General features: G+C 67.9%; 17 protein-coding genes, 1 other RNA gene and 1 riboswitch. Of the genes, 9 read left to right on the forward strand and 9 right to left on the reverse strand.

Features of this window, described 5'->3' with window-relative positions:
* The first annotated feature begins 4 nt into the window (after positions 1-4).
* The gene (gene ribD, locus ACTJI4_RS05685; protein WP_440868791.1) at positions 5-1,090 is read left to right on the forward strand and encodes a bifunctional diaminohydroxyphosphoribosylaminopyrimidine deaminase/5-amino-6-(5-phosphoribosylamino)uracil reductase RibD; all 1,086 of its coding nucleotides are present in this window, start codon (positions 5-7) and stop codon (positions 1,088-1,090) included.
* Positions 1,091-1,208: 118 nt separating this feature from the next.
* Here ribD and ACTJI4_RS05690 read toward each other — a convergent pair whose 3' ends face one another.
* Positions 1,209-1,841 carry an outer membrane beta-barrel protein gene (locus ACTJI4_RS05690; protein WP_392919247.1) on the reverse strand — a complete coding sequence of 211 codons (633 nt, stop codon included), beginning with the start codon at positions 1,839-1,841 and terminating at the stop codon, positions 1,209-1,211.
* Positions 1,842-1,997: 156 nt separating this feature from the next.
* Positions 1,998-2,142: riboswitch (FMN riboswitch) on the forward strand.
* Positions 2,143-2,218: 76 nt separating this feature from the next.
* On the opposite strand from ACTJI4_RS05690, the gene ACTJI4_RS05695 reads away from it, so the two are divergent.
* The 5 genes from ACTJI4_RS05695 (at position 2,219) to thiL (ending at position 5,939) form a co-directional block, all read left to right on the forward strand.
* Positions 2,219-2,830, forward strand: a complete 612-nt coding sequence (locus ACTJI4_RS05695) for a riboflavin synthase (protein WP_392919244.1) — start codon at positions 2,219-2,221, stop codon at positions 2,828-2,830.
* Positions 2,827-3,924, forward strand: coding sequence for a 3,4-dihydroxy-2-butanone-4-phosphate synthase (gene ribB, locus ACTJI4_RS05700; protein WP_392919241.1), 1,098 nt, complete (start codon positions 2,827-2,829; stop codon positions 3,922-3,924). Before ACTJI4_RS05695 ends, ribB begins: the two co-directional genes overlap by 4 nt.
* A gap of 80 nt (positions 3,925-4,004) precedes the next feature.
* Entirely contained in the window at positions 4,005-4,472 is a 468-nt protein-coding gene (ribH, locus tag ACTJI4_RS05705) for a 6,7-dimethyl-8-ribityllumazine synthase (RefSeq protein ID WP_068854542.1), read from the forward strand.
* Positions 4,469-4,948: a transcription antitermination factor NusB gene (gene nusB / locus ACTJI4_RS05710; RefSeq protein WP_392919237.1), complete on the forward strand. Its 480-nt coding sequence runs from the start codon at positions 4,469-4,471 to the stop codon at positions 4,946-4,948. The genes ribH and nusB overlap by 4 nt, the downstream gene beginning before the upstream one ends.
* Before the next feature lie 19 nt (positions 4,949-4,967).
* On the forward strand, positions 4,968-5,939 hold the full coding sequence (gene thiL / locus ACTJI4_RS05715) for a thiamine-phosphate kinase (protein ID WP_440868792.1): 972 nt from the start codon (positions 4,968-4,970) through the stop codon (positions 5,937-5,939).
* 38 nt (positions 5,940-5,977) lie between these two features.
* Here the strand turns inward: thiL and ACTJI4_RS05720 are convergent, their stop codons facing one another.
* The 5 genes from ACTJI4_RS05720 to ACTJI4_RS05740 form a co-directional block, all read right to left on the reverse strand.
* Positions 5,978-8,437, reverse strand: coding sequence for an autotransporter family protein (locus tag ACTJI4_RS05720; protein WP_440868793.1), 2,460 nt, complete (start codon positions 8,435-8,437; stop codon positions 5,978-5,980).
* Between the two features lie 44 nt (positions 8,438-8,481).
* The gene (locus tag ACTJI4_RS05725) at positions 8,482-10,986 is read right to left on the reverse strand and encodes an autotransporter family protein (RefSeq protein ID WP_440868794.1); all 2,505 of its coding nucleotides are present in this window, start codon (positions 10,984-10,986) and stop codon (positions 8,482-8,484) included.
* A gap of 137 nt (positions 10,987-11,123) precedes the next feature.
* A complete protein-coding gene (locus ACTJI4_RS05730; RefSeq protein ID WP_440868795.1) occupies positions 11,124-12,509 on the reverse strand; it encodes an FAD-binding oxidoreductase in 1,386 nt (461 codons plus the stop codon).
* Between the two features lie 43 nt (positions 12,510-12,552).
* The gene (locus ACTJI4_RS05735; RefSeq protein ID WP_392919222.1) at positions 12,553-12,933 is read right to left on the reverse strand and encodes a YraN family protein; all 381 of its coding nucleotides are present in this window, start codon (positions 12,931-12,933) and stop codon (positions 12,553-12,555) included.
* 4 nt (positions 12,934-12,937) lie between these two features.
* Positions 12,938-14,659: a penicillin-binding protein activator gene (locus ACTJI4_RS05740; RefSeq protein ID WP_392919219.1), complete on the reverse strand. Its 1,722-nt coding sequence runs from the start codon at positions 14,657-14,659 to the stop codon at positions 12,938-12,940.
* A gap of 68 nt (positions 14,660-14,727) precedes the next feature.
* On the opposite strand from ACTJI4_RS05740, the gene rsmI reads away from it, so the two are divergent.
* Positions 14,728-15,549, forward strand: coding sequence for a 16S rRNA (cytidine(1402)-2'-O)-methyltransferase (rsmI, locus tag ACTJI4_RS05745; RefSeq protein WP_440868796.1), 822 nt, complete (start codon positions 14,728-14,730; stop codon positions 15,547-15,549).
* Here the strand turns inward: rsmI and ACTJI4_RS05750 are convergent.
* The gene (locus tag ACTJI4_RS05750) at positions 15,537-16,466 is read right to left on the reverse strand and encodes a hypothetical protein (protein WP_440868797.1); all 930 of its coding nucleotides are present in this window, start codon (positions 16,464-16,466) and stop codon (positions 15,537-15,539) included. The two genes, rsmI and ACTJI4_RS05750, sit on opposite strands and share 13 nt — an antisense overlap.
* A 129-nt stretch (positions 16,467-16,595) precedes the next feature.
* On the opposite strand from ACTJI4_RS05750, the gene rnpB reads away from it, so the two are divergent.
* Positions 16,596-16,947, forward strand: an RNA gene (gene rnpB / locus ACTJI4_RS05755) — RNase P RNA component class A.
* 4 nt (positions 16,948-16,951) lie between these two features.
* On the opposite strand, the gene ACTJI4_RS05760 is transcribed toward rnpB, so the two are convergent.
* Both ACTJI4_RS05760 and ACTJI4_RS05765 read right to left on the reverse strand, forming a co-directional pair.
* Complete coding sequence (locus tag ACTJI4_RS05760) at positions 16,952-17,440, reverse strand: DM13 domain-containing protein (RefSeq protein ID WP_440868798.1); 489 nt, start codon at positions 17,438-17,440, stop codon at positions 16,952-16,954.
* Positions 17,441-17,531: 91 nt separating this feature from the next.
* The gene (locus ACTJI4_RS05765) at positions 17,532-18,323 is read right to left on the reverse strand and encodes an NRDE family protein (RefSeq protein ID WP_440868799.1); all 792 of its coding nucleotides are present in this window, start codon (positions 18,321-18,323) and stop codon (positions 17,532-17,534) included.
* 324 nt (positions 18,324-18,647) lie between these two features.
* Between ACTJI4_RS05765 and mraZ the strand changes: the two genes are divergently transcribed.
* The gene (gene mraZ, locus ACTJI4_RS05770; protein ID WP_070207774.1) at positions 18,648-19,094 is read left to right on the forward strand and encodes a division/cell wall cluster transcriptional repressor MraZ; all 447 of its coding nucleotides are present in this window, start codon (positions 18,648-18,650) and stop codon (positions 19,092-19,094) included.
* Positions 19,095-19,098 lie beyond the last annotated feature (4 nt).

Genomic DNA, 19,098 nt, shown 5'->3' on the forward strand with positions numbered 1-19,098 from the left:
GGTAATGACCACCTTCACCACCCTCGATCACCTGCACATGGCGCGCGCGCTGCGCCTGGCCGAACGCGGCATGTTCACCGCCCGTCCCAACCCAATGGTGGGTTGCGTCATCGCGCACGGCGACCGGGTGGTCGGCGAGGGCTGGCACCAGCGCACCGGTGGCCCGCACGCCGAAGTGTTCGCGCTGCGCCAGGCCGGCGACGAGGCGCGCGGCGCCACCGCCTACGTGACCCTGGAACCCTGCGCGCATCACGGGCGCACCCCGCCGTGCGCGCTGGCATTGATCGAGGCCGGCGTAGCGAGGGTGGTGGCCGCCATGCGCGACCCGTTCCCCAAGGTGGATGGCGGCGGCTTCGTGCTGCTGCGCGAGGCGGGCATCGAGGTGGCCGAAGGCTTGATGGCGGCGCAGGCGCGCGAACTCAATCACGGCTTCCTGTCGCGCGTTGAGCGTGGCCGTCCGTGGCTGCGGGTCAAGCTGGCCGCCAGCCTGGACGGCCGCACGGCCATGGCCGACGGCACCTCGAAGTGGATTACCGGCGCCGCAGCACGTGAGGATGTACAGCACTGGCGCGCCCGTGCCGGCGCGATCCTGACCGGCGCCGACACCGTGCTGGCCGATGACCCGCAGTTGACCGTACGTCTGACGGACACCGAAGTGATGGCGCCGCTGCGCGTAGTACTGGATTCCCGCCTGCGCTCACTGGAACGTGCCCGGGTCCGGGAAGGTGGGGCGCCGACGATCTACCTGCACGACGCCGCCGTGAGCCCTCCCGTTGCGGCCGATGCCGAGTTCGCGCGCGTGCCCAGCCACAATGGCCGGCTCGATCTGGGAGCAGTGCTGACCCTGCTGGCGGATCGCGGCATCAACGAAGTGCACACGGAAGCAGGCGCCACCCTATGCGGCGCGCTGCTGGCCGGCGACTGGGTGGACGAACTGCTGCTCTACCAGGCGCCGACCCTGCTTGGCGAGCACGGCCGGCCGTTGCTGGGCGGGCTGGGCATCCACGCCATGGAACAGCAGCGTCGGCTGCGGCTGGTTGACCAGCGTCAGGTAGGCGACGACCTGCGCTTGCTGCTGCGGCCCCACTGACAGGTTGCGCTGCCGAACGCAGAATCAATCGACTCGCGCGAATCGATGGGCAATAAAAAACGGGCCCCTTGCGGGGCCCGTCGATCATGGCGCGGGTTAGCGCTGCCCGATCAGTAACTCAGAAGCTGGCGCGCACGCCGACCGAGTACTGGGTGATGTCGTCGAAGTACTGGACTTCGCCGATCAGGCCCCAGTTGCGGTTGAAGCTGACCTGGCCGCCCAGGGTGCCGATCCACTCGCCGTCCATGTCGCTGCCGTCGATGTAGCCGGCCTTCAGCCAGGCTTCGGTCGCGCGCGAGGGCTTGCCACGCAGGCCCAGCGAACCACGGCCGGCATTGGTGTGCACCTTTTCGGTTTCGCTGAACGTGCCGTCATCGAACTTGATTTCGTTGTTGATGCGCATCCAGGCGATGTCGGCGGTGAAGTCCAGGCGGTCGGAGAACGGCATGTGGTAGCCGATGCCTGCCTCCGGCTGGTCGATGGTGTTCTTGATGCGGTATTCGCCGATGCTGTCTTCCAGGTGGTAGGTCTTGGAAACAGTGCTGTAGCCGCCGAACACGTACACCTGCTCGGCAATGGCGAAGGAACCACGGAGGAAGCCACCGTCCAGCTTGGGGTTGCTGCCGGGATTGCTGACCTGCAGCTGGGTCCAGCCGCCTTCAACATAGGTGTAGCTCATGGCATCGGCAGCAGAGGCGGCCATCGGAGCGGCGGCCAGCAGGGCGGCGGCCAGGACGAGCATCTTGCGCATCAGAATTCCTTGGAGAGTGAGGTCCATTTCAGCCGGTCCGTCGTGGGCGGCAGGGCGGCGATCTTCGCCGCGCGGGGCGCATCTTAACAAATTGTTTACAGAAAGCGAGCGCTCAGCCTGCGCTGCTACAATGGCGGGGCCGGTTCGCCGGTATACAAACGTCTTCAGGGCGGGGTGCGATTCCCCACCGGCGGTAGGTGCGCAAGCACGAGCCCGCGAGCGCTTCCGGCCCCGCCGGAAGGTCAGCAGATCCGGTCCGATGCCGGAGCCGACGGTATAGTCCGGATGAAAGAAGACGGTGCTACAGGGCCTGCATGGCCCTGCGCCCGCCTGTTTGCCTTGCGGCGTTTTTCGCTCACTTTTCGCGGAGAACGTTAGTGTTTACTGGAATCATCACCGGCGTCGGCCATCTGGCCGCGCGCGATCCCCTCGGCGGCGATGTCCGCTTCACCTTCCATGTCGGCAGCCTGCCGTTCGAGCACGTGCAGCTGGGCGAGAGCATTGCCATCAACGGTGTGTGCCTGACCGTCATCGCCTTCGACGAGACCTCGTTCCAGGCCGATGCCTCGACCGAGACGCTGGGCCTGACCACGCTTGGCCAGCTGGCCCCGGGCGCGGTGATCAACCTGGAACGCGCCATGCGCCCCACTGACCGCCTGGGTGGCCACCTGGTCAGCGGCCATGTGGACGGCCTCGGCCAGGTGCTGTCCATCCATGAGGACGCGCGCGCCCAGCGCTGGCGCTTTGCCGCGCCGGCCGGTCTGCTGCGCTATATCGCCAGGAAGGGCTCGATCTGCGTGGACGGGGTCAGCCTGACCGTCAACGAGGTGGATGACGCCGGCTTCGAGGTCGCGCTGATCCCGCATACGGTGGCCAACACCGCCTTTGCCGCAACCGGCGTGGGCAGTGCGGTCAATCTCGAAATCGATCTGGTGGCCCGGTACGTCGAACGGCTGGTCGCCCCCCAGGTGCAGGACATCCGCGCATGAACTTTGCTTCCATCCCCGAAATCCTCGAGGACATCCGCCTGGGCCGCATGGTGGTCATCGTCGATGACGAAGACCGCGAGAACGAAGGCGACCTGATCATGGCCGCCGAGCTGGTCAAGCCCTCGGACATCAACTTCATGGTCACCCACGGTCGTGGCCTGGTGTGCCTGCCGCTGACCCGCGAGCGCGCCGCTGACCTCGGCCTGGCGCCGATGGTGCAGGCCAATACAGCCCAGTTCCAGACCAACTTCACCGTCAGTATCGAAGCCGCTGAAGGCGTCACTACCGGCATTTCGGCCTATGACCGCGCGCATACCATCCGCACTGCGGTGAAGCCCGATGCCAAGCCGGCCGACCTGCACCAGCCCGGCCATATCTTCCCGCTGATCGCCCAGCCGGGTGGCGTGCTCACCCGCGCCGGCCATACCGAAGCGGGCGTGGACCTGGCCATGCTGGCCGGGCTGGAGCCGGCTGGCGTGCTGGTGGAAATCCTCAACCCCGACGGCAGCATGGCGCGCCGCCCGGAGCTGGAAGTGTTCGCGCGCGAGCACGGCCTGAAGATCGGCTCGATCGCCGACCTGATCGCCTACCGACTGGCCACCGAGAAGACCGTCGAGCGCGTCGATGAGCGGGAAATCGACACCGAATTCGGCCCGTTCAAGCTGGTCACCTACCGCGACCGCATCGCCCACGACCTGCATTTCGCGCTGGTCCGTGGCACCCCGGACACCCAGCCGACCCTGGTCCGGGTGCAGGTGGAGAACCCGCTGGCCGACCTGCTGCACTGGCGCCGCGACGATTTCGGCGTGGCCTCCACCGACGCCCTGCGCGCCATCGCGGCGGCCGGGCGCGGCGTGATGGTGGTGTTGTCCGCCCCGCGTGACAGCAACAGCCTGCTGGCCCGCCTGCGCCAGCAGCCGCAGCCGGTCACTCCGGGCAAGGACAAGGACGTGAGCCAGTGGCGCCGCAACGGCGCCGGCGCCCAGATCCTGTCCGACCTCGGCCTGGGCCAGCTGCGGGTGCTGGGCACTCCGCGTCGCCAGGTCGGCCTGTCCGGCTACGGCCTGGAAGTCGTGGAAACGCTTGCTCCGTGACCTGACCCCGACCGCCGTACCTCCGGGCGATGCCTGGAGGTACGGTAGAATGTCCCTCTTTATTGAACAACCTGCCGATCATGAGCCACTACGAAGGCGATCTCCGGACACCGGAACAGGCCCGCTTCGCCATTCTCGCCAGCCGCTGGAACGCGCGTATCACCGACGTGCTGGTGGCCGGCGCGCGCCAGAGCCTGGCCGGCAACGGGATCCAGGAAGCGGCCATCGACGTGATCCGGGTACCCGGCGCGTGGGAACTGCCGTTGGTCGCCGCCCGCCTGGCGGCCGCGCACGAACATGCCGCGATCATCGCCCTGGGCTGCGTGATCCGCGGCGACACCCGCCACTACGAACACGTGGCTGACCGCTGTGCGGAAGGCCTGATGCGTGTCCAGCTGGATTTCGGCGTGCCGGTGCTCAATGGCGTGCTGGCGGTCGAACGCGCCGAGGATGCCGAGGCCCGCGCCGGTGGCAGCCACGGCAACAAAGGTGAGGAAGCCGCACTGACGGCGTTGGAAATGGTCAATCTTCTGGAGCAGTTGCCGTGAACAAGTCAAACCCGGGCAAGCCCTCCGGCAAGCCGGTCCGCCGTGATGGCATCGACCCGGTGCTGCGCTCGCGCGCGCGCCGTCGTGCCCTGCAGGCGATCTACGCCTGGCAGATCTCCGGCGGCAACGCACAGGCCCTGATCGCCCAGTTTGCCCACGAGCAGGCGCGCGAGATTGCCGACCTGGCGTACTTCGAAGCGCTGGTGAGCGGCGTGCTCGACCACCGCAAGGACCTGGACGAAGCGCTGGATCCGTTCGTGGACCGCGGCATCGAGGAAGTGGACGCCATCGAACGCGCAGCGCTGCGTGTGGCCGCGTTCGAGCTGCGCTACCGCATGGATGTGCCGTACCGCGTGGTGATCAACGAAGCGATCGAATCGACCAAGAAGTTTGGTTCCGAACACGGCCACACCTACGTCAACGGCGTGCTGGATCGCGCGGCGGTGGAGTGGCGCAAGGCTGAAAGCGGGCACTGATCCGGGTTGGGGAACGCCCATGTCCCTCGCCGAATTCTCCCTGATCGAACGCATCCGCACGCGCACCCGCGCGCGCGCCGATGTGGTGCTCGGCATTGGCGACGATGCCGCGCTGCTGCAACCGCGAGCCGGCGAGCAGCTGGTGGTCACTGCCGATACGCTCAACAGCGGTGTGCATTTCCCCGCTGAAACCCCGGCGTACGACATCGGCTGGAAGACCTTGGCGGTGAACCTGTCCGACCTGGCCTCGATGGGCGCGCGACCGGCCTGGTGCGTGCTGGCGCTGTCGCTGCCGGATGCCGATCCGGAGTGGGTTGATGCGTTCGCTGATGGCTTCTTCGCCCTGGCCGACGTCCATGACATCGTGCTGGTCGGCGGTGACACCACGCGCGGGCCGTTGTCGCTGTCGGTGACGGCGATGGGGCAGGTGGTTCCCGGCGCGGCATTGCGCCGTGATGGCGCACAGGTGGGTGACGATGTCTGGGTGAGCGGCACGCTCGGCGATGCGGCCGTGGCGTTGCGCGCCTGGCAGGGGGGAACCCTTGACGTGCGCACGCCCGCCGAGGACGCGCCGGTCGACTACCTGCGCCAGCGCCTGGCCCGGCCAACGCCGCGCGTTGCACTGGGCAGCGCACTGGTCGGCGTGGCACATGCGGCCGTCGACATCTCCGATGGCCTGTTGGCTGATCTCGGCCACATCTGTGAACGCAGCGGTGTCGGTGCGCAGCTGGATCCGGAGTGCCTGCCGGTGTCGGCCGCCGCACGTGCGCGCGTCGGCCTGGCGCATGCCCGCGACGCGGCCTTGCGCGGTGGCGATGACTACGAACTGTGCTTCACCGCCGCGCCGGCGCAGCGCCGGGCGATCGAGGCGCTGGCCACGCGCCTGGCGCTGCCACTGACCCGCATCGGCGGGATCGTGGCAGGCCAGGGCGTCACCACCGGCACCGAGCTGGATGGCCAGCGCGGCTATGAGCACTTCACCGAGCTGTAAACCGGACGGTAGCGCGGACGGTTGGTCCGCTGCCTTTCTCACCAGCGCCAGCCAACCCCCAGACGCGCGCTGCTCTCGCGGAACCCGCCATCGCCGCGCACGTGGCTGATGCCGCCCCACGCCGACAGGCCCGGACGCCAGGCGAAACGCGCACCGGCATCCAGCCCGTAGCGGTTGGCCGGCGTACCTGCCTCCAGCAGCGCATCGTCGAACGCGATCCCGGCCCGCGTGTCGTCGCGATACCAGTTGGCCGCCAGGTACGGACTGATCCGTGCACCGCTGTCGTCGCGCGGATCGCCCTGAAGCTGCACGCCCAGCCGGGTAGACAGTCCGTCCGTCCCCAGGCTGCGCACCACCGTGCCATTCACTTCGCGATGTTCGACGGATCCGGCAACGGCATGCACCAGCTGCAGTTCCGGTTGCAGGTGCACCGCCATCGCGCCCAGCTGTCCGATCCCGATGCGGTAGCCGGCTTCCAGCGAGGACTGCCACAGGCGGGCGCTGTACTGCTCTGCGTCCAGCCCATCGCCCTTGACGCGGTGGCGGAACCGGCCGTGCTGCATCGACGCATCCAGGTAAACGACGTCATTGCTCCAGCTGCCATACACGCCGGCGGCACCGCCTTCGATCAAACCCCGGGCCCGGTAGCCGGTGAGGCGCGACTGTGACGTGCTGTCCGCCCTTGCGGCGGTCAGCATCACGCCCGCCCGTCCCCGCCCTGCATCGAACAGGCCGATATCCGCGCCCAGCTGCAGGCGTGAGCGCTCCTGTGTGACGTCAAGCTGATCGGCCACGACCGCCAACCGGCTGTCGGTCGCGTCGATGCCCGCCCACACATGGACACCTTCGGCCCCCTTCGCCCGTTCACCGTCGCGCTCGCGCCAGGTGTGGCGCAGCACATGGTGGAGTGCGAACTGGTTGGCCAGGTAGACGCCCGCCTCCGGTCGCAGCACGGGCATCGGGTTTACGGGGTCGATCGGATCAATGGGATCCACCGGGTCAACGGGATCTACCGGATCTACCGGATCAGCCGGATCAACGGGATCTACCGGATCTACCGGATCAACCGGATCTACGGGATCCGTCGGCCCGCATTGCGGAAGTGTGGGGTCGATCTCGCACGGATCCGGTGCCGTTGGCTGTTCCGAGCGCAGATACCAGTTGCCATCGATACCCTTGACGAGGAAGTACTCGTATTGCCCGCCCACGGCACGACCGATCAGATCGAACTGGGCGTTGGATTGGCCGGCGACATGGATCAGTTCGATACCCTGGTCGGTCTTCGCGCCCGCGCCGCCGGCGTTGAGCACGCGCACACCGGCCTGGCCGCTGGCATCGCCGCGGACCACCAGGGTGTCGGTGGCCGAGGTGTCATCACCCAGGACCGTGTTGAACACCAGCGTGCCGCCGTCACCGTCGAATCTGGCGACGCTGAGCGCGTTGAACGTGTTGCCATCGCCCAGCGCCACAGTACCGTTGCCATCAAGCGCGAGATAGGAAACGCTGCTGTCGCCGGTCAGCAGCCAGCTGCTGCCGCTGCCGACTCTGGTGGAGCTGACGTTGGCGAAGCGACCGGTGAGGCGGGCATTGTTCTCCAGCCGGATGTCGATGCGCCCATAGCCAGCACTGCGATCCAGGGTGATGTCGCCGTCCAGTCTTGCGTTGTCGACCGTAAACAGGACGTGGGGCTGGCCGGCTCCGTCGCCGTCGACCGAATTGTGGACGCGCAGCAGATGGCCATCGCCACCGCTCAATGTGGCGTTGTTGGCGACGCGCACGTCGTAGCTGTAGTTGGCATCGTATACGTCGATGGCCGCGCCGCGCCGGGAAATGATCGTGGAGGCGTCCACGGTCAGGGTCGCGTGGTCCCGGTTATCGTGCAGCATCACACCGACGTTGCCCGCATCGATCAACGAGCCGTGTTCAAGGTGCACCCGCCCCGCACCCTGTCGGATGCCCAGGCCCCGCATGTAGTGGGGATCGGCCGGCTTGTCCAGCACGTGGATGCTGCTTCCCACCAAAGACACATTCGCTTCGCGGCTGCTGCCGACCATGACGATGCCGATGTTGGCGAGCGAGTCTGGCGTGTCCTCTGCGATGCGCACGGTGCTGTAATGCAGGTAAACACTTGAGCTGTCCCACGCGCGCACGCCGGCGCCCCTGATCTGGGAGTAACTGGATATCAGTTCCGACCCGGAGCGCAGCTGGATCAAATGGGAGGCCGATGGTCCCAGGTTGACGCGTGCATTGCTCAGCGTGACCAGGCTGCCGTTCTCTGCGTCGATGCTGTAGGTATCGCCCCCATTGACGAACAGGGATGCGCCGTTGGTCAGATGCCATAGTTCGGGGTGGTCGCCATAGCCGACTTCATGGAACTCGTTGTCCAGGTCGCGTGCAGACAGTGGCAGGCACCCGAAGCTGGTCGCCGCCAGTACCACGGCGTGGGCGAGCGGGCGCAGTGCAGGAATGCGACGACGAGCGCCGCAGTGGGTAGACATGAGGGTGTGATCCTGTGGGGGGAGGGAATCGGTGCGGACCTGGCCTACCAGCGGTAGGCCAGGTCCAGCTGCACCTGGGTCTGACGGAAGCCGCCATCGCCGCGCATGTGCCTGATGCCGGCCGATGTGGCCAGCCCGGTTCGCCATGCGACGCGCGCACCGGCGTCCACTGCATACCGGTTGCGCGGTGCGCTGGAGTCCAGCACCTCGCCATCAAACGCCATGCCGCCGGGGTCACCGTCGCGGTACCAGTCGGCGGCCAACCACGGGCGGAGTGCAGGTGCACTGCTGCCGGTGGCGTCGCCCTGGAGGCGCAGACCGACCCGCCCGGACAGCCCGTTCCCGCCCATGCTGCGCACCACGGTGCCGTTGGCTTCGCGGTGGTGCACGCTTGAGGCTGCGGTATGCACCAGCTGCACCTGCGGCTGCAGGCGCATTGCCATCGCGCCCAGCGTGCCGATCCCGAAGCTGTAACCCGCCTCCACCGCAGACTGCAGCAGGTCGGTGTCGTGGCGCTCGACGGTCAGGCCCTCGCCGTCGATGCGGTGGCCGAACCGACCGCGCTGCACCGAAGCGTCCAGATACAGCGCGTGGTTGCTCCAGCTGGCGTAGGCGCCGGCGGCGCCGCCTTCCACCCTGCCGCGCGCGCGGTACCCGGTGAGCCGCGAGCGCGAGGTGGCATCCGACTGCGCCGCAGTGAGCATGACGCCAACGCGACCACGGTCGGCGTCGAACCGGCCGATATCCGTACCGATCTGCAGGCGGGAGCGATCCACCGCCAGGGCGAGCTGGTCCTGCATCGCGCCCAGCCTGCTGTGGGTCGTGTCAATGCTGGACCAGGCGCGCGCTTTCGAGCCAGAGCGACCGTCGCGGTCGCGCCAGGTGTGTCGCAGCACGTGGTGCAGGGTGAACTGGTTGGCGAGATACGCGCCCGCTTCCGGTCGCAGCACGGGGGAGGGATCTGCGGGGTCGACCGGATCAACCGGATCAACCGGATCACCCGGTCCACCCGGATCGCTCGGATCGCTCGGATCAGCTGGATCCTCTGGATCAATTGGATCAACCGGATCAATTGGATCAACCGGATCAACCGGATCAACCGGATCGCACTGGGGCAGGCTGGGATTTACTGCGCACGGGTCCGGAACAGGGGTCATCTCCGAACGGAGATACCAGTTGCCGTCCGTACCCTTGTGCAGGAAGTAGTCGTATTGTCCGCCGACCGCGCGACCGATCAGGTCGAAATGGGCATTGGACTCGCCACCGACGGTGATCAGCCGGATTCCCTGCGCGGTCTGGGCCCCCGCGCCACCGGCGTTGCGCACGCGTACGCCGGCCTGGCCATTGGCATCGCCGATGATCCGAAGCGTATCGGTGGACGAATGGTCATCGCCGAGGACCGTGTTGAACAGCAGCGTGCCTCCGTTGCCTGTGAAGTCATCCACGCTCAGGGTGTTGAAGGTGCGGCCATTGCCGAGCGCCACGGTGCCATCGGCATCCAGCTGCAGCTGGCCCACGTTGCTGTCGCCGGTCAACCGCCAGGTGCTGTGGCTGCCAATGGCGGCCGACGCGACGTTGAAGAAGCGGCCGTCAATCCTGGCACCGTTGCGAAGGGCGACGTCGACGCGGATGTTGGCGTCCGGCGCGTTCATGTTGATGTTGCCGGCCAGCCGCGCGTCGTCCACGGTGAAGTTGACCCAGCGCTGTCCCGTGTCGGGCAGGCCTTCAACCCGCAGAAGCTCGCCATTGCCGGCAATGAGCCGCGCGCCGTTGACGATCCCGATGTCGTAGACGCGGTCGGTGCGATCGCTGAAGAGCGCGTTGACCTGGATGGCCGCACCCCGTCCCGTGCGGATCGTGGAATTGTCCAAGCGCAACCGTCCAACTCCTTCCCTGCCGGCGGTGTCTTCGAACAGCACGCCCACGTTGGCCACGTCGATGGACGAACCGCCGACGATCTCCACATGGCCCTGGTCCATGCGGACGCCGATTCCGCTGTCGCGGTCCGCCAGTCCCTCCACGTCGCGGACGAGAACCTCGGTGCCATCCAGGACGACATGCATCACCCCTGGCTCCGCGTCTCCGCGGGGAAACAGACTCACGGCGACGCTGCTTCCACGGAAGTCAGCGCCCAGGTTGTCCATCCGGATACTGCTGTTGACGAGGTGGGCCGAGGCGGGGCCCTTCAGCCAGACCCCGCCGCCCATGAAGCTGGTGCGAACAGCCTCCAGGGCCGCACCGCCGCTCAGCCGCACGGTGATGTTGTCGTACGCGTTGCGGGTAACCCGGGCGCCGGAAAGGGTGACATGCGAGCCGCTGTCGGCGTCGATCAGTCGCGCCTGTCCAAGGTGCACCACCAGCCGTGCACCATTGCGCAGGGTCCACGCCTCGGCGCCGTCGCCGTCGCCCACCACCGCCTCCTGATCTTCCCCATCCAGCTCCCGTGCGGCGAGACCGCCCGGCGGAAGTGCCAGCAGCGCAAGCATCACGCTGCATGCCAGCGGTCGCATCGAAAGCGGGGAAGGGGCGGTACTGCGGGGTGGCGTCATCGTCGTACTTCAGGGGGCGAAGGGGCGACGAGAATGCGTAGCCGGGCGCAGGGCGCCCATACAATGAATTGCAAGCGTCCCAATCGAAGCGTGACGTGCGTGCGCCTTTGCGCCGTTCCAACGATAGGCTCAGCCGATCAATCCGGCGGCAGCACCTTGCCTGGATTGAGAATCCCGTCCGGATCCAGAGCGTGCTTGATCGCACGCATCGCCGTCAGCGTGGCGGGGGTGAACGCCTGTGCCATGAAGTCGCGTTTGGCCAGGCCGATCCCATGTTCGCCCGACAGCGTGCCGCCCAGTGACAGGGTCAGCCTGAAGATCTCCGGCAGCGCCGCGTGCGCACGTGCGTTCTCGTCCGCATCGTCAGGGTGGTACAGGATGTTGACGTGCAGGTTGCCATTGCCGGCATGACCGAACGTGACAATGGTCAGCGCGTAGTCGCGGGCAAGCGCCTGTACCCCGGCCACCAGATCGGGAATGCGCGATACCGGAACCACCACGTCTTCGTTGATCTTGCCCGGGGCGATGCTGCGCAACGCCGGCGAGAGTGCCTTGCGCGCGGCCCACAGCTTCTCGCGCGCGCTGCCGTCCATCGCCACGTCCATCGCCAGCATGCCCTCGCCTTCGGCGGCCGTGGCCAGGGCCTGCAGCAGATAGGGCAGGGTATCGTGATCGCCATCGGCCTCGACCAGCAGCATTGCACCGGCCTCCGGCACCTCGGCGCCGTTGCGGCGCAGCAGCTCCAGGCTGCGCGCATCCATGAACTCCAGGCGGGTCGGTACCACCGGCTGCGCCATCAGCCGCGACACCGCCGCCGCCGCCGCGTCCGCGTCGCGGTACAGCACCCGCAGCCCGGCCTGGGTCACCGGCAACGGGGTCAGCTTCAACGTGGCTTCCACGATCAGCGCAAGCGTGCCTTCGCTGCCCACCAGCAGGTGGGTGAGGTCGTAGCCGGTGGCGTCCTTGGTATAGGCGCCGCCGCACTGGATCAGTTCACCGGTCCCGGTGACCGCGACCAGCCCGAGCACGTTGTCGCGGCTGGTGCCGTATTTCACCGCGCGTGGGCCGCCCGCGTTACAGGCCAGGTTGCCGCCGATGCTGCAGATCTCGGCACTGGAGGGGTCAGGTGCCCAGAACAGACCGTGCACCGCCAGCGCGTGCTGCAGGTCGCCGTTGAGCACGCCGGGTTCGACCACCGCGCAGCGGTCGCCCGGCTGGATGGCAAGGATGCGGTTCATGCGCGCGAACGACAGCACGATGCTGCCGTTGACCGGTACCGCCGCACCGGTGGTGCCGGTGCCGGCGCCGCGCGCCACCACCGGCACGCCGTGCGTGCGGCAGGCGCGGACGATCTGCACCACCTGCCCGCGCTCGCGCGGCAATGCCACGCCGTTGGGCAGGGCATGCCGCCAGGAGTTGTCCTGCGCGTGCGCGGTCAGCGTGGCGGCATCCGTCCGCCAGCCATCCTCGCCAAGCAGTGCCAGCAGGGTGGCGGAAAATCCAGCAGGCAGGGTCGTCGTCATTCCAGCCATCCGGTAGCGCCGCCCGTGGGGCCGGCCCTCCTCATCATCGATCAAAACCACAGTCTTCCAGCCGGAACGCATCGCGCAACCAGTCCAGCCGGGGCGGGTCGCCACTGGCATCGACCACATCAAAGCGGCAGGGCCCCTGCGCCAGCGCCGGGTGCGACTGCAGGAACAGCTGCGCGGCCAGCACCAGCTTGCGTCGCTTGCGCAGATCGACCGAGGCAGCGCCGCCACCAAAATCGGCCGTGGCGCGGTAGCGCACTTCCACGAATACGGTAGTGTCGCCCTCGCGCATCACCAGGTCCAGTTCACCGCCCTTGTAGCGGACATTGCGGGCAACCGGGGCAAGTCCGGCGCGCCGCAGCTGCGCCAGCGCGGCGCTTTCAACCGCCGCCCCACGCTGTGCCCGTCCGGTGGGCACTGCGTCAGTTGTTGCTGGCTACCGGCATCGGCCGGCCGCCGCTGAAGGTCGACCAGGCCGGCACCCGCAGCACATTGCCGTTGCTGTCCAGGAACAGGGTGCCGGTGGCGCCGGCCAGGCCGCCTTCGGTGGCCACCTTGTCCAGGTAGGCGCTGATCTTCCAGGCGTCGAAACCGAAGGCGAACAGGCGACCGGCCGCGCCGCGCGCGCTCGGCAGGATCTGCCCGGCGGTAGCGGCCGACGGCAGGCCGGCGACGCCGCGCACGTTCCAGGCCTCGTTCGGGTAGACGATGCCGTCCAGTGCCATGTCTTCTTCCGGCTTGCCGGTGCCCAGGGTCAGCTGCGAGGTGCCCACGCGGGTGGCACCGCCCGCGCCGGCCAGTGCAAGCTGCGGGGCCAGCGCGCGTGCCTGCGGTGCCTTTACCGCCAACAGCACGCCATCCACCGCGCCGGCCGCACGCACCTGCGCGCCGATATCGCCCACGGTGTCGCTCACGCCCACGGTGGCCAGCACCTGGCCGCCGCGCTGGGTGAAGCGCTCGCGGAAGGCGGCCGCAGTACGGCGGCCGCTGTCGTCATTGCTGTGGATCACCAGGACCTTGCTGCGCTCGCGGCCGCGCAGGTATTCGGCGGCGATGATGCCGTCGTCTTCCGGGGCCAGCGAGAAACCAGCGCTGCCGGCAGGCGGGCTGCTCTTGCCACGGTTAAGTGCCAGCACCGGCACCGGCAGTTCGGTGCGGCCGAATACCGCGTCTACTTCATCGCGGCCCAGCGGTCCGACGATGAAGTCCACCCCGGCAACGACGGCTTTGTCATAGGCGGCCACGGCACCGGCCGGCGTGCCGACGGTATCGATGAACTGGATGTCCGGGCGCTGCCGGCTTTCACCGTAGTAACCGCTGAGCAGGCCGTCGCGCACGGGCTGGGCAGCGGTGGCCAGACGGCCGCTGAGCGGCAGCAGCACGGCCATCTTCACCGGCGGGCGGTAGCCATCGCTCATCGCGGGCGGGCGCTTGCTGGTGTCGAACTGGGCCACACCGTCCCGATCAAACGGGCGCGGCAGCGGCAGGCCGCGCGCGATCAGGGCGCGGCCTGCGAAGTTGTACAGCGGTTCGTTGGCCGGCAGCGCGGCGGCGCGCGCGCGCAGGGTGGCATCATCCAGGGTGCCGAGCAGCCCGGCGATGGCCTGCTGGTTGTCGGTGCGGGCCTGGCCGGTCAGCGCCGCATGCGCGCGGGCGCGCTCGGTAGCCGCGCCGATCGCATCGCCGGTGGCCTGCAGTGCATCGGCGCGGGCCAGCTGCCAGCGCGTGCGCAGCGGTGGGGCGACCGTATCGGAGGATTCCTTCAGGAACGCCAGGGCCTGTGCGGGCTGCTTGTCGGCCAGGGCCAGCTCGGCGCTGGTCAGGTGGAAGCGCTGCAGTCCGACGCCGCTGAGCTGGCGTGCCGTGACCTGCGCGAGCAGGCTGCGCGCGCGGGCGTTGTCGCCGGCCTCGTGCCAGGCGAAGGCCGCATCGGCCAGCGCGGCGGCGCGGGCGTTGCCGCGCAGGGTGTTGGCCAGCGCTTCAAGCTGCACGGCGGCATCACGCGGCCTGCCCTGGTCGATCAGCACCAGCGCCTGGCTCTGCGCCGGCGATTCCGGGGCGCTGGTCAGGCTGGTCGTGGCGCAGCCGGCAAGCAGCAGCAGCGACAACGACAGGGCGGAGAGGCGTGCGGCGGGCTTGTTCATGATCAGGTCCATTCGAGGGTGGCTCGTACACGTTAGGATTCTACCCCTGACCTGTGAGTACCGTTGCGATGAGTGCTGTCCCCACGCTGTATGTCGTTGCCACCCCGATCGGCAACCTGTCCGACCTGACGCCGCGGGCGCAGGAGGTGCTGCGCTCGGTGGCTGCGATCTGCGCCGAGGACACCCGCCGCAGCGGCCAGCTGCTGGCCCACTTCGGTATCCAGCAGCCGCTCGTTGCGCTGCATGACCACAACGAAGAGGCGCTGGCCCAGCGCATCGTGGCGCGGCTGCAGGCCGGCGAATCACTGGCGCTGGTCAGTGATGCAGGCACGCCGCTGGTCAGCGACCCCGGCTACCGGTTGGTCCGCGCCGCGCGCGAGGCGGGCATCCGGGTCAGCCCGGTGCCCGGCGCCTGCGCGGCCATTGCCGCACTGAGCGTGGCCGGCCTGCCCAGCGACCGCTTCACCTTTGAAGGCTTCCTGCCGGCCAAGGGTTCCGGCCGCCGCGAACGCCTGCAGGCGCTTGCGGGGGAAACCCGCACGCTGGTGTTCTATGAATCCTCACACCGCATCGCGGAGTCGCTTGCGGACATGGTTGCCGCATTTGGCGCCACACGGCCAGCGGTGCTGGCGCGCGAATTGACCAAGCTGTTCGAGACCGTGCTGGACGGCGACCTGGCCAGCCTGCTGCAGCAGGTCGAAGCCGACGACAACCAGCGCAAGGGCGAATTCGTGGTGATGGTGCAGGGCGCGGCCAACGACGAGGAGGCCCAGCTGGCCCAGGGCCGGCGCCTGTACGCGAAACTCAGTGAGCACCTGCCGCCTTCCACCGCCGCCAAACTGGCCGCGGAACTCACCGGCGCCCCCCGCAAGGCGCTCTACGGCAATTGAATGTCGGGCACATGCCCCTGTGCCGCTGGCGCTGTTGGTTTGGAGAGTGATTCCAGCAGCTTCACCTGAGGTTGGCGCTGGCTGGAGCTGGCCATGTGACCCCACGCGGTTACGGTGCTCGTGAAACCAAACCGGCGGTTGACCATCGCGGCGTGTTGGTAGGCTTCTGCTGCCAAGCGGCGGACGCGTTCGCGGCAGGCGTCGCGCGTCGCACGTGCTGCGGCGCTGTCGCTACCCCGGCTTGCGTCGAGCGCGGCGGTAGCCTGCTGCAGAGCGGTGGCGCGCGCGGGTGGCAGCAGCAGATCCAGCGTTGGCGCGAAATCGCGTACCCGCGTGCCGCTGTGGGGCGCATCGCTCTCTACATCCACAATCTCGGGCGTGTCTGCTTCCTCAAGGCTCAGGCCAAGCAAAGCACGCAGTGTGGCGGGCCGGCTGCCCACGTCACGCAGTACCCTGTACAGCTCAAGGCGCTGGGTGGGCGACAGTTCGCCCACGCGCATCCCGCGCAGCACCTCGGTCAGGCCCGCGTGCTGGATGCGCAGCTGCAGCCTGCCCGGGTCCAGCCTGGCGCCACTGTCCAGTTCGTCCAGCCAACGATGCAGGGTGGTGCTGGCGCGGCGGGCCAGCAGCCCCCGGAGTTCCTCCAGGGTTTCGATGGTATGGATGACGCGTTGCCGCCCGGGCGGATCCGCGCAGCGGGTGGGACGCTGCGCCATCCACTGGCACAGAAAAGCATCTCCTTCCGCAATACGCGCCATGAGCACTGCCGACGAAGGCGCGGACGCTTCTGGCCAGGTGGACGGGGCGTTGCTGACGGTATCAGGGGCAGAGGGCGCGGTGCGGACCGGGTGGCGAACCTCGGCTGCCGGGGCGGCCGGTAACGACGCGGTGGTGGCGGGCGATGCAGATCGGATCATGCGGGCGCTCCAGGGATTGGTGTGGCAAGCCTGTACGGTCCGGCTGCCAACGACTTCCAGAATTCCTCCCTGGTCGCGGGCAGCAGTGCGCTGGTCACCTGCGGCACGCTGTGGGATGATGTTCCTGGCAGAGTCGGCCAGGCAGTCGCGTCATTCCTTCGGGAATGCCGAGGAAAGTCCGGGCTCCGCAGGGCAAGGTGCCAGGTAACGCCTGGGCGGCGCGAGCCGACGGAAAGTGCAACAGAAAGATACCGCCTACGTTCCCTCCGGGGAGCCGGTAAGGGTGAAATGGTGCGGTAAGAGCGCACCGCGAGTCTGGCAACAGACCGGCACGGCAAACCCCACCTGGAGCAAGACCAAATAGGGTCCTCATGGCGCGGCCCGCGTCGGGACCGGGTAGGTTGCTTGAGCGCCACGGTGACGTGGCGCCTAGAAGAATGACTGTCCACGACAAAACCCGGCTTATCGGCCGGCTCTGCCTCTTTTCAGGATCCCGGTCCCGCCCGGTACTGCGCCGCCGAGATGAATTGACTGAAGGCTTCGCACCAGACCACCACGGTGGTGTAGTCCTCGATGTCCACGTGGTCGGGCACCTCCAGAAGGAAGCGATTGAAGGTCTTCACGTCACCGATCAGCGTGGCGTCCTGCTTGATCCGCAGGAAATCGCCCCGGGTGTCAACGAACTCGCGCGACAGGTACACCTTGTAATCCGGTCCCGGGCCCATGCGGCCATCGAAGGCGATCCGGTCGTGGCTCACGCTGACCTTGCCGTCGGCCCAGTGCACTGCGTCGCTGCCCTTGAGGTCACGGCGGAAGCGGGCTGCATGGGGGCTGTTGGCCATTGCGTCGGCAACGCTGGCGGCGCTGGGGCCCTTCGGTGCGGTCAGGACCGGCAGCAGGTATACGCCGCCACCGAAGCCGGCTGCCAGGGTGAGTACATGGGTGGCAAGAAACAGGGTGAGTCGTCGGTTCATCAAAGATCTCGAATGGCGGGGCGCTTACTGCGCCGGTACCAGACGAGAGGAACGGGCGAGCCGGATCGATCCGCGCGGCGCGCCGCGTCATTCACCCTGCGGCGGGGCTGGGCAGTGGCCCGGGTGGGCCGACCGTCAACGACGTTTCGCCGATGCACGCACCCGACGGGTCGAACCGACGCTCGCGGATGAAGCCCTGGCCCTGCGCGTCCAGGGCGATCACTGTGCTCGCGCGGGTGCCGTACTCCGGGCTGCGGATGAAGGCCGACGACAGCCAGCGCTCGCGTTCCAGGCCAATCCCGGTGTCGGGCAGGCGGGCGTCGTCGGCCCGATGCTCGTCGGCCAGTGCCGCCCACAATGGCGCAGGATCGTCTCGGCCGGCGTCCACCCAGGCGCGCATGGCCGCCTTCAAGGCCAGGGTTTTCGGCCACGGCGCGTCCAAGGGACCGTTGGACATGCCGTGGATCCCCGGGGCCAGCGACAGGCGCAGCAGCGGGTGGTTGCCAAGGAACTGGCAGCTTTCGCGGTCGGCCAGCAGCAGGTTGAACGGAGCAAAGGCCGGGGCGTTGCCGGCCAGGGTGTCGGCACATGCAGCCGCAGAACCGCTGCCGCGCAGGTAGTCGGCCACCAAGGCGCCGCGTGACGGGCCAGTCTGCCGGGCCAGTGGGTCGCGCACGTTGGTCACCACTGCCATCCGCCCCTCCCGGCCCACGCCGGCCCAGGTGCCGCCGGAGCGGAGGTCGCGCCCGGCGAGCACGCCGAGGTCCGGGGCGGGCCAGGCGGCCAGCCCGGCGGTCGGGCGCGCGTGGAATTCATCGCGGTTGCCAGCCATCAGCAACTGCCAGCGGGGGTGGACCTTCCAGGCCAGGGCGAGCAGACACATGCCGCACATTGTGCCGGGTTTGCGCAGGAGCGCGTCAACGGCGACGTGAAGGCCGATGAATGCGCAGCGCTGTTTCACGCGGCCTGCACAGGCCTGAACTTCGAGCAAATCTCAAAAGATGAGACGAAACAGCAACTTGTGGATAAGCCTTGAACAAGTCTCTAAACATTGCTGCAAGCCCTTGATGTCCAAGGCGATTTCCCCTTCGCAAAACTGTTGACAACCCAATCGGCACTGCTAAGGTGGGCAACAGAGGAGAAACCGGGTTTTTTGTGGTTTTTCGTGGTTCAATGTTTCACCGGGCGAAGGAAAGGTGCACGCGTCGTGTTTCAAGGCGAGACGGCCATCACGGTTGACGATAAAGGACGCATGGCGGTTCCCACCGCGCATCGCGACCTCGTCGCGCGTGTGAGCAACAACCGCCTTGTGCTGACCTACAACCCGTTCGAGTCCGGCTGCCTCTGGTTGTATGCCGAGCAGGAGTGGGAGCGGGTCCGTGACGACGTCATGGCCAAACCCAACACACAGCGCGTCGTGCGCCTGCTGCAACAGAAGCTGGTCGGTTCGGCCGCGCATCTGGAGCTGGATGGCAACGGCCGCATCAGTATTCCGGCAAGCCACCGCGGCGCTGTTGGCATTGAAAAGAAGGCGGTGTTGCTCGGCATGGGCGACAAATTTGAATTGTGGAGCGAGCAGGCTCATCGCGCATTGATCCAGCAGACGTTGTCTGACACGGATCTGGGCGATGGGTTGCTCGACCTGAAGTTGTGACCCG

Source organism: Stenotrophomonas sp. 22385, assembly GCF_052045085.1.
In the GTDB taxonomy this organism is placed as follows: Bacteria; Pseudomonadota; Gammaproteobacteria; order Xanthomonadales; family Xanthomonadaceae; genus Stenotrophomonas.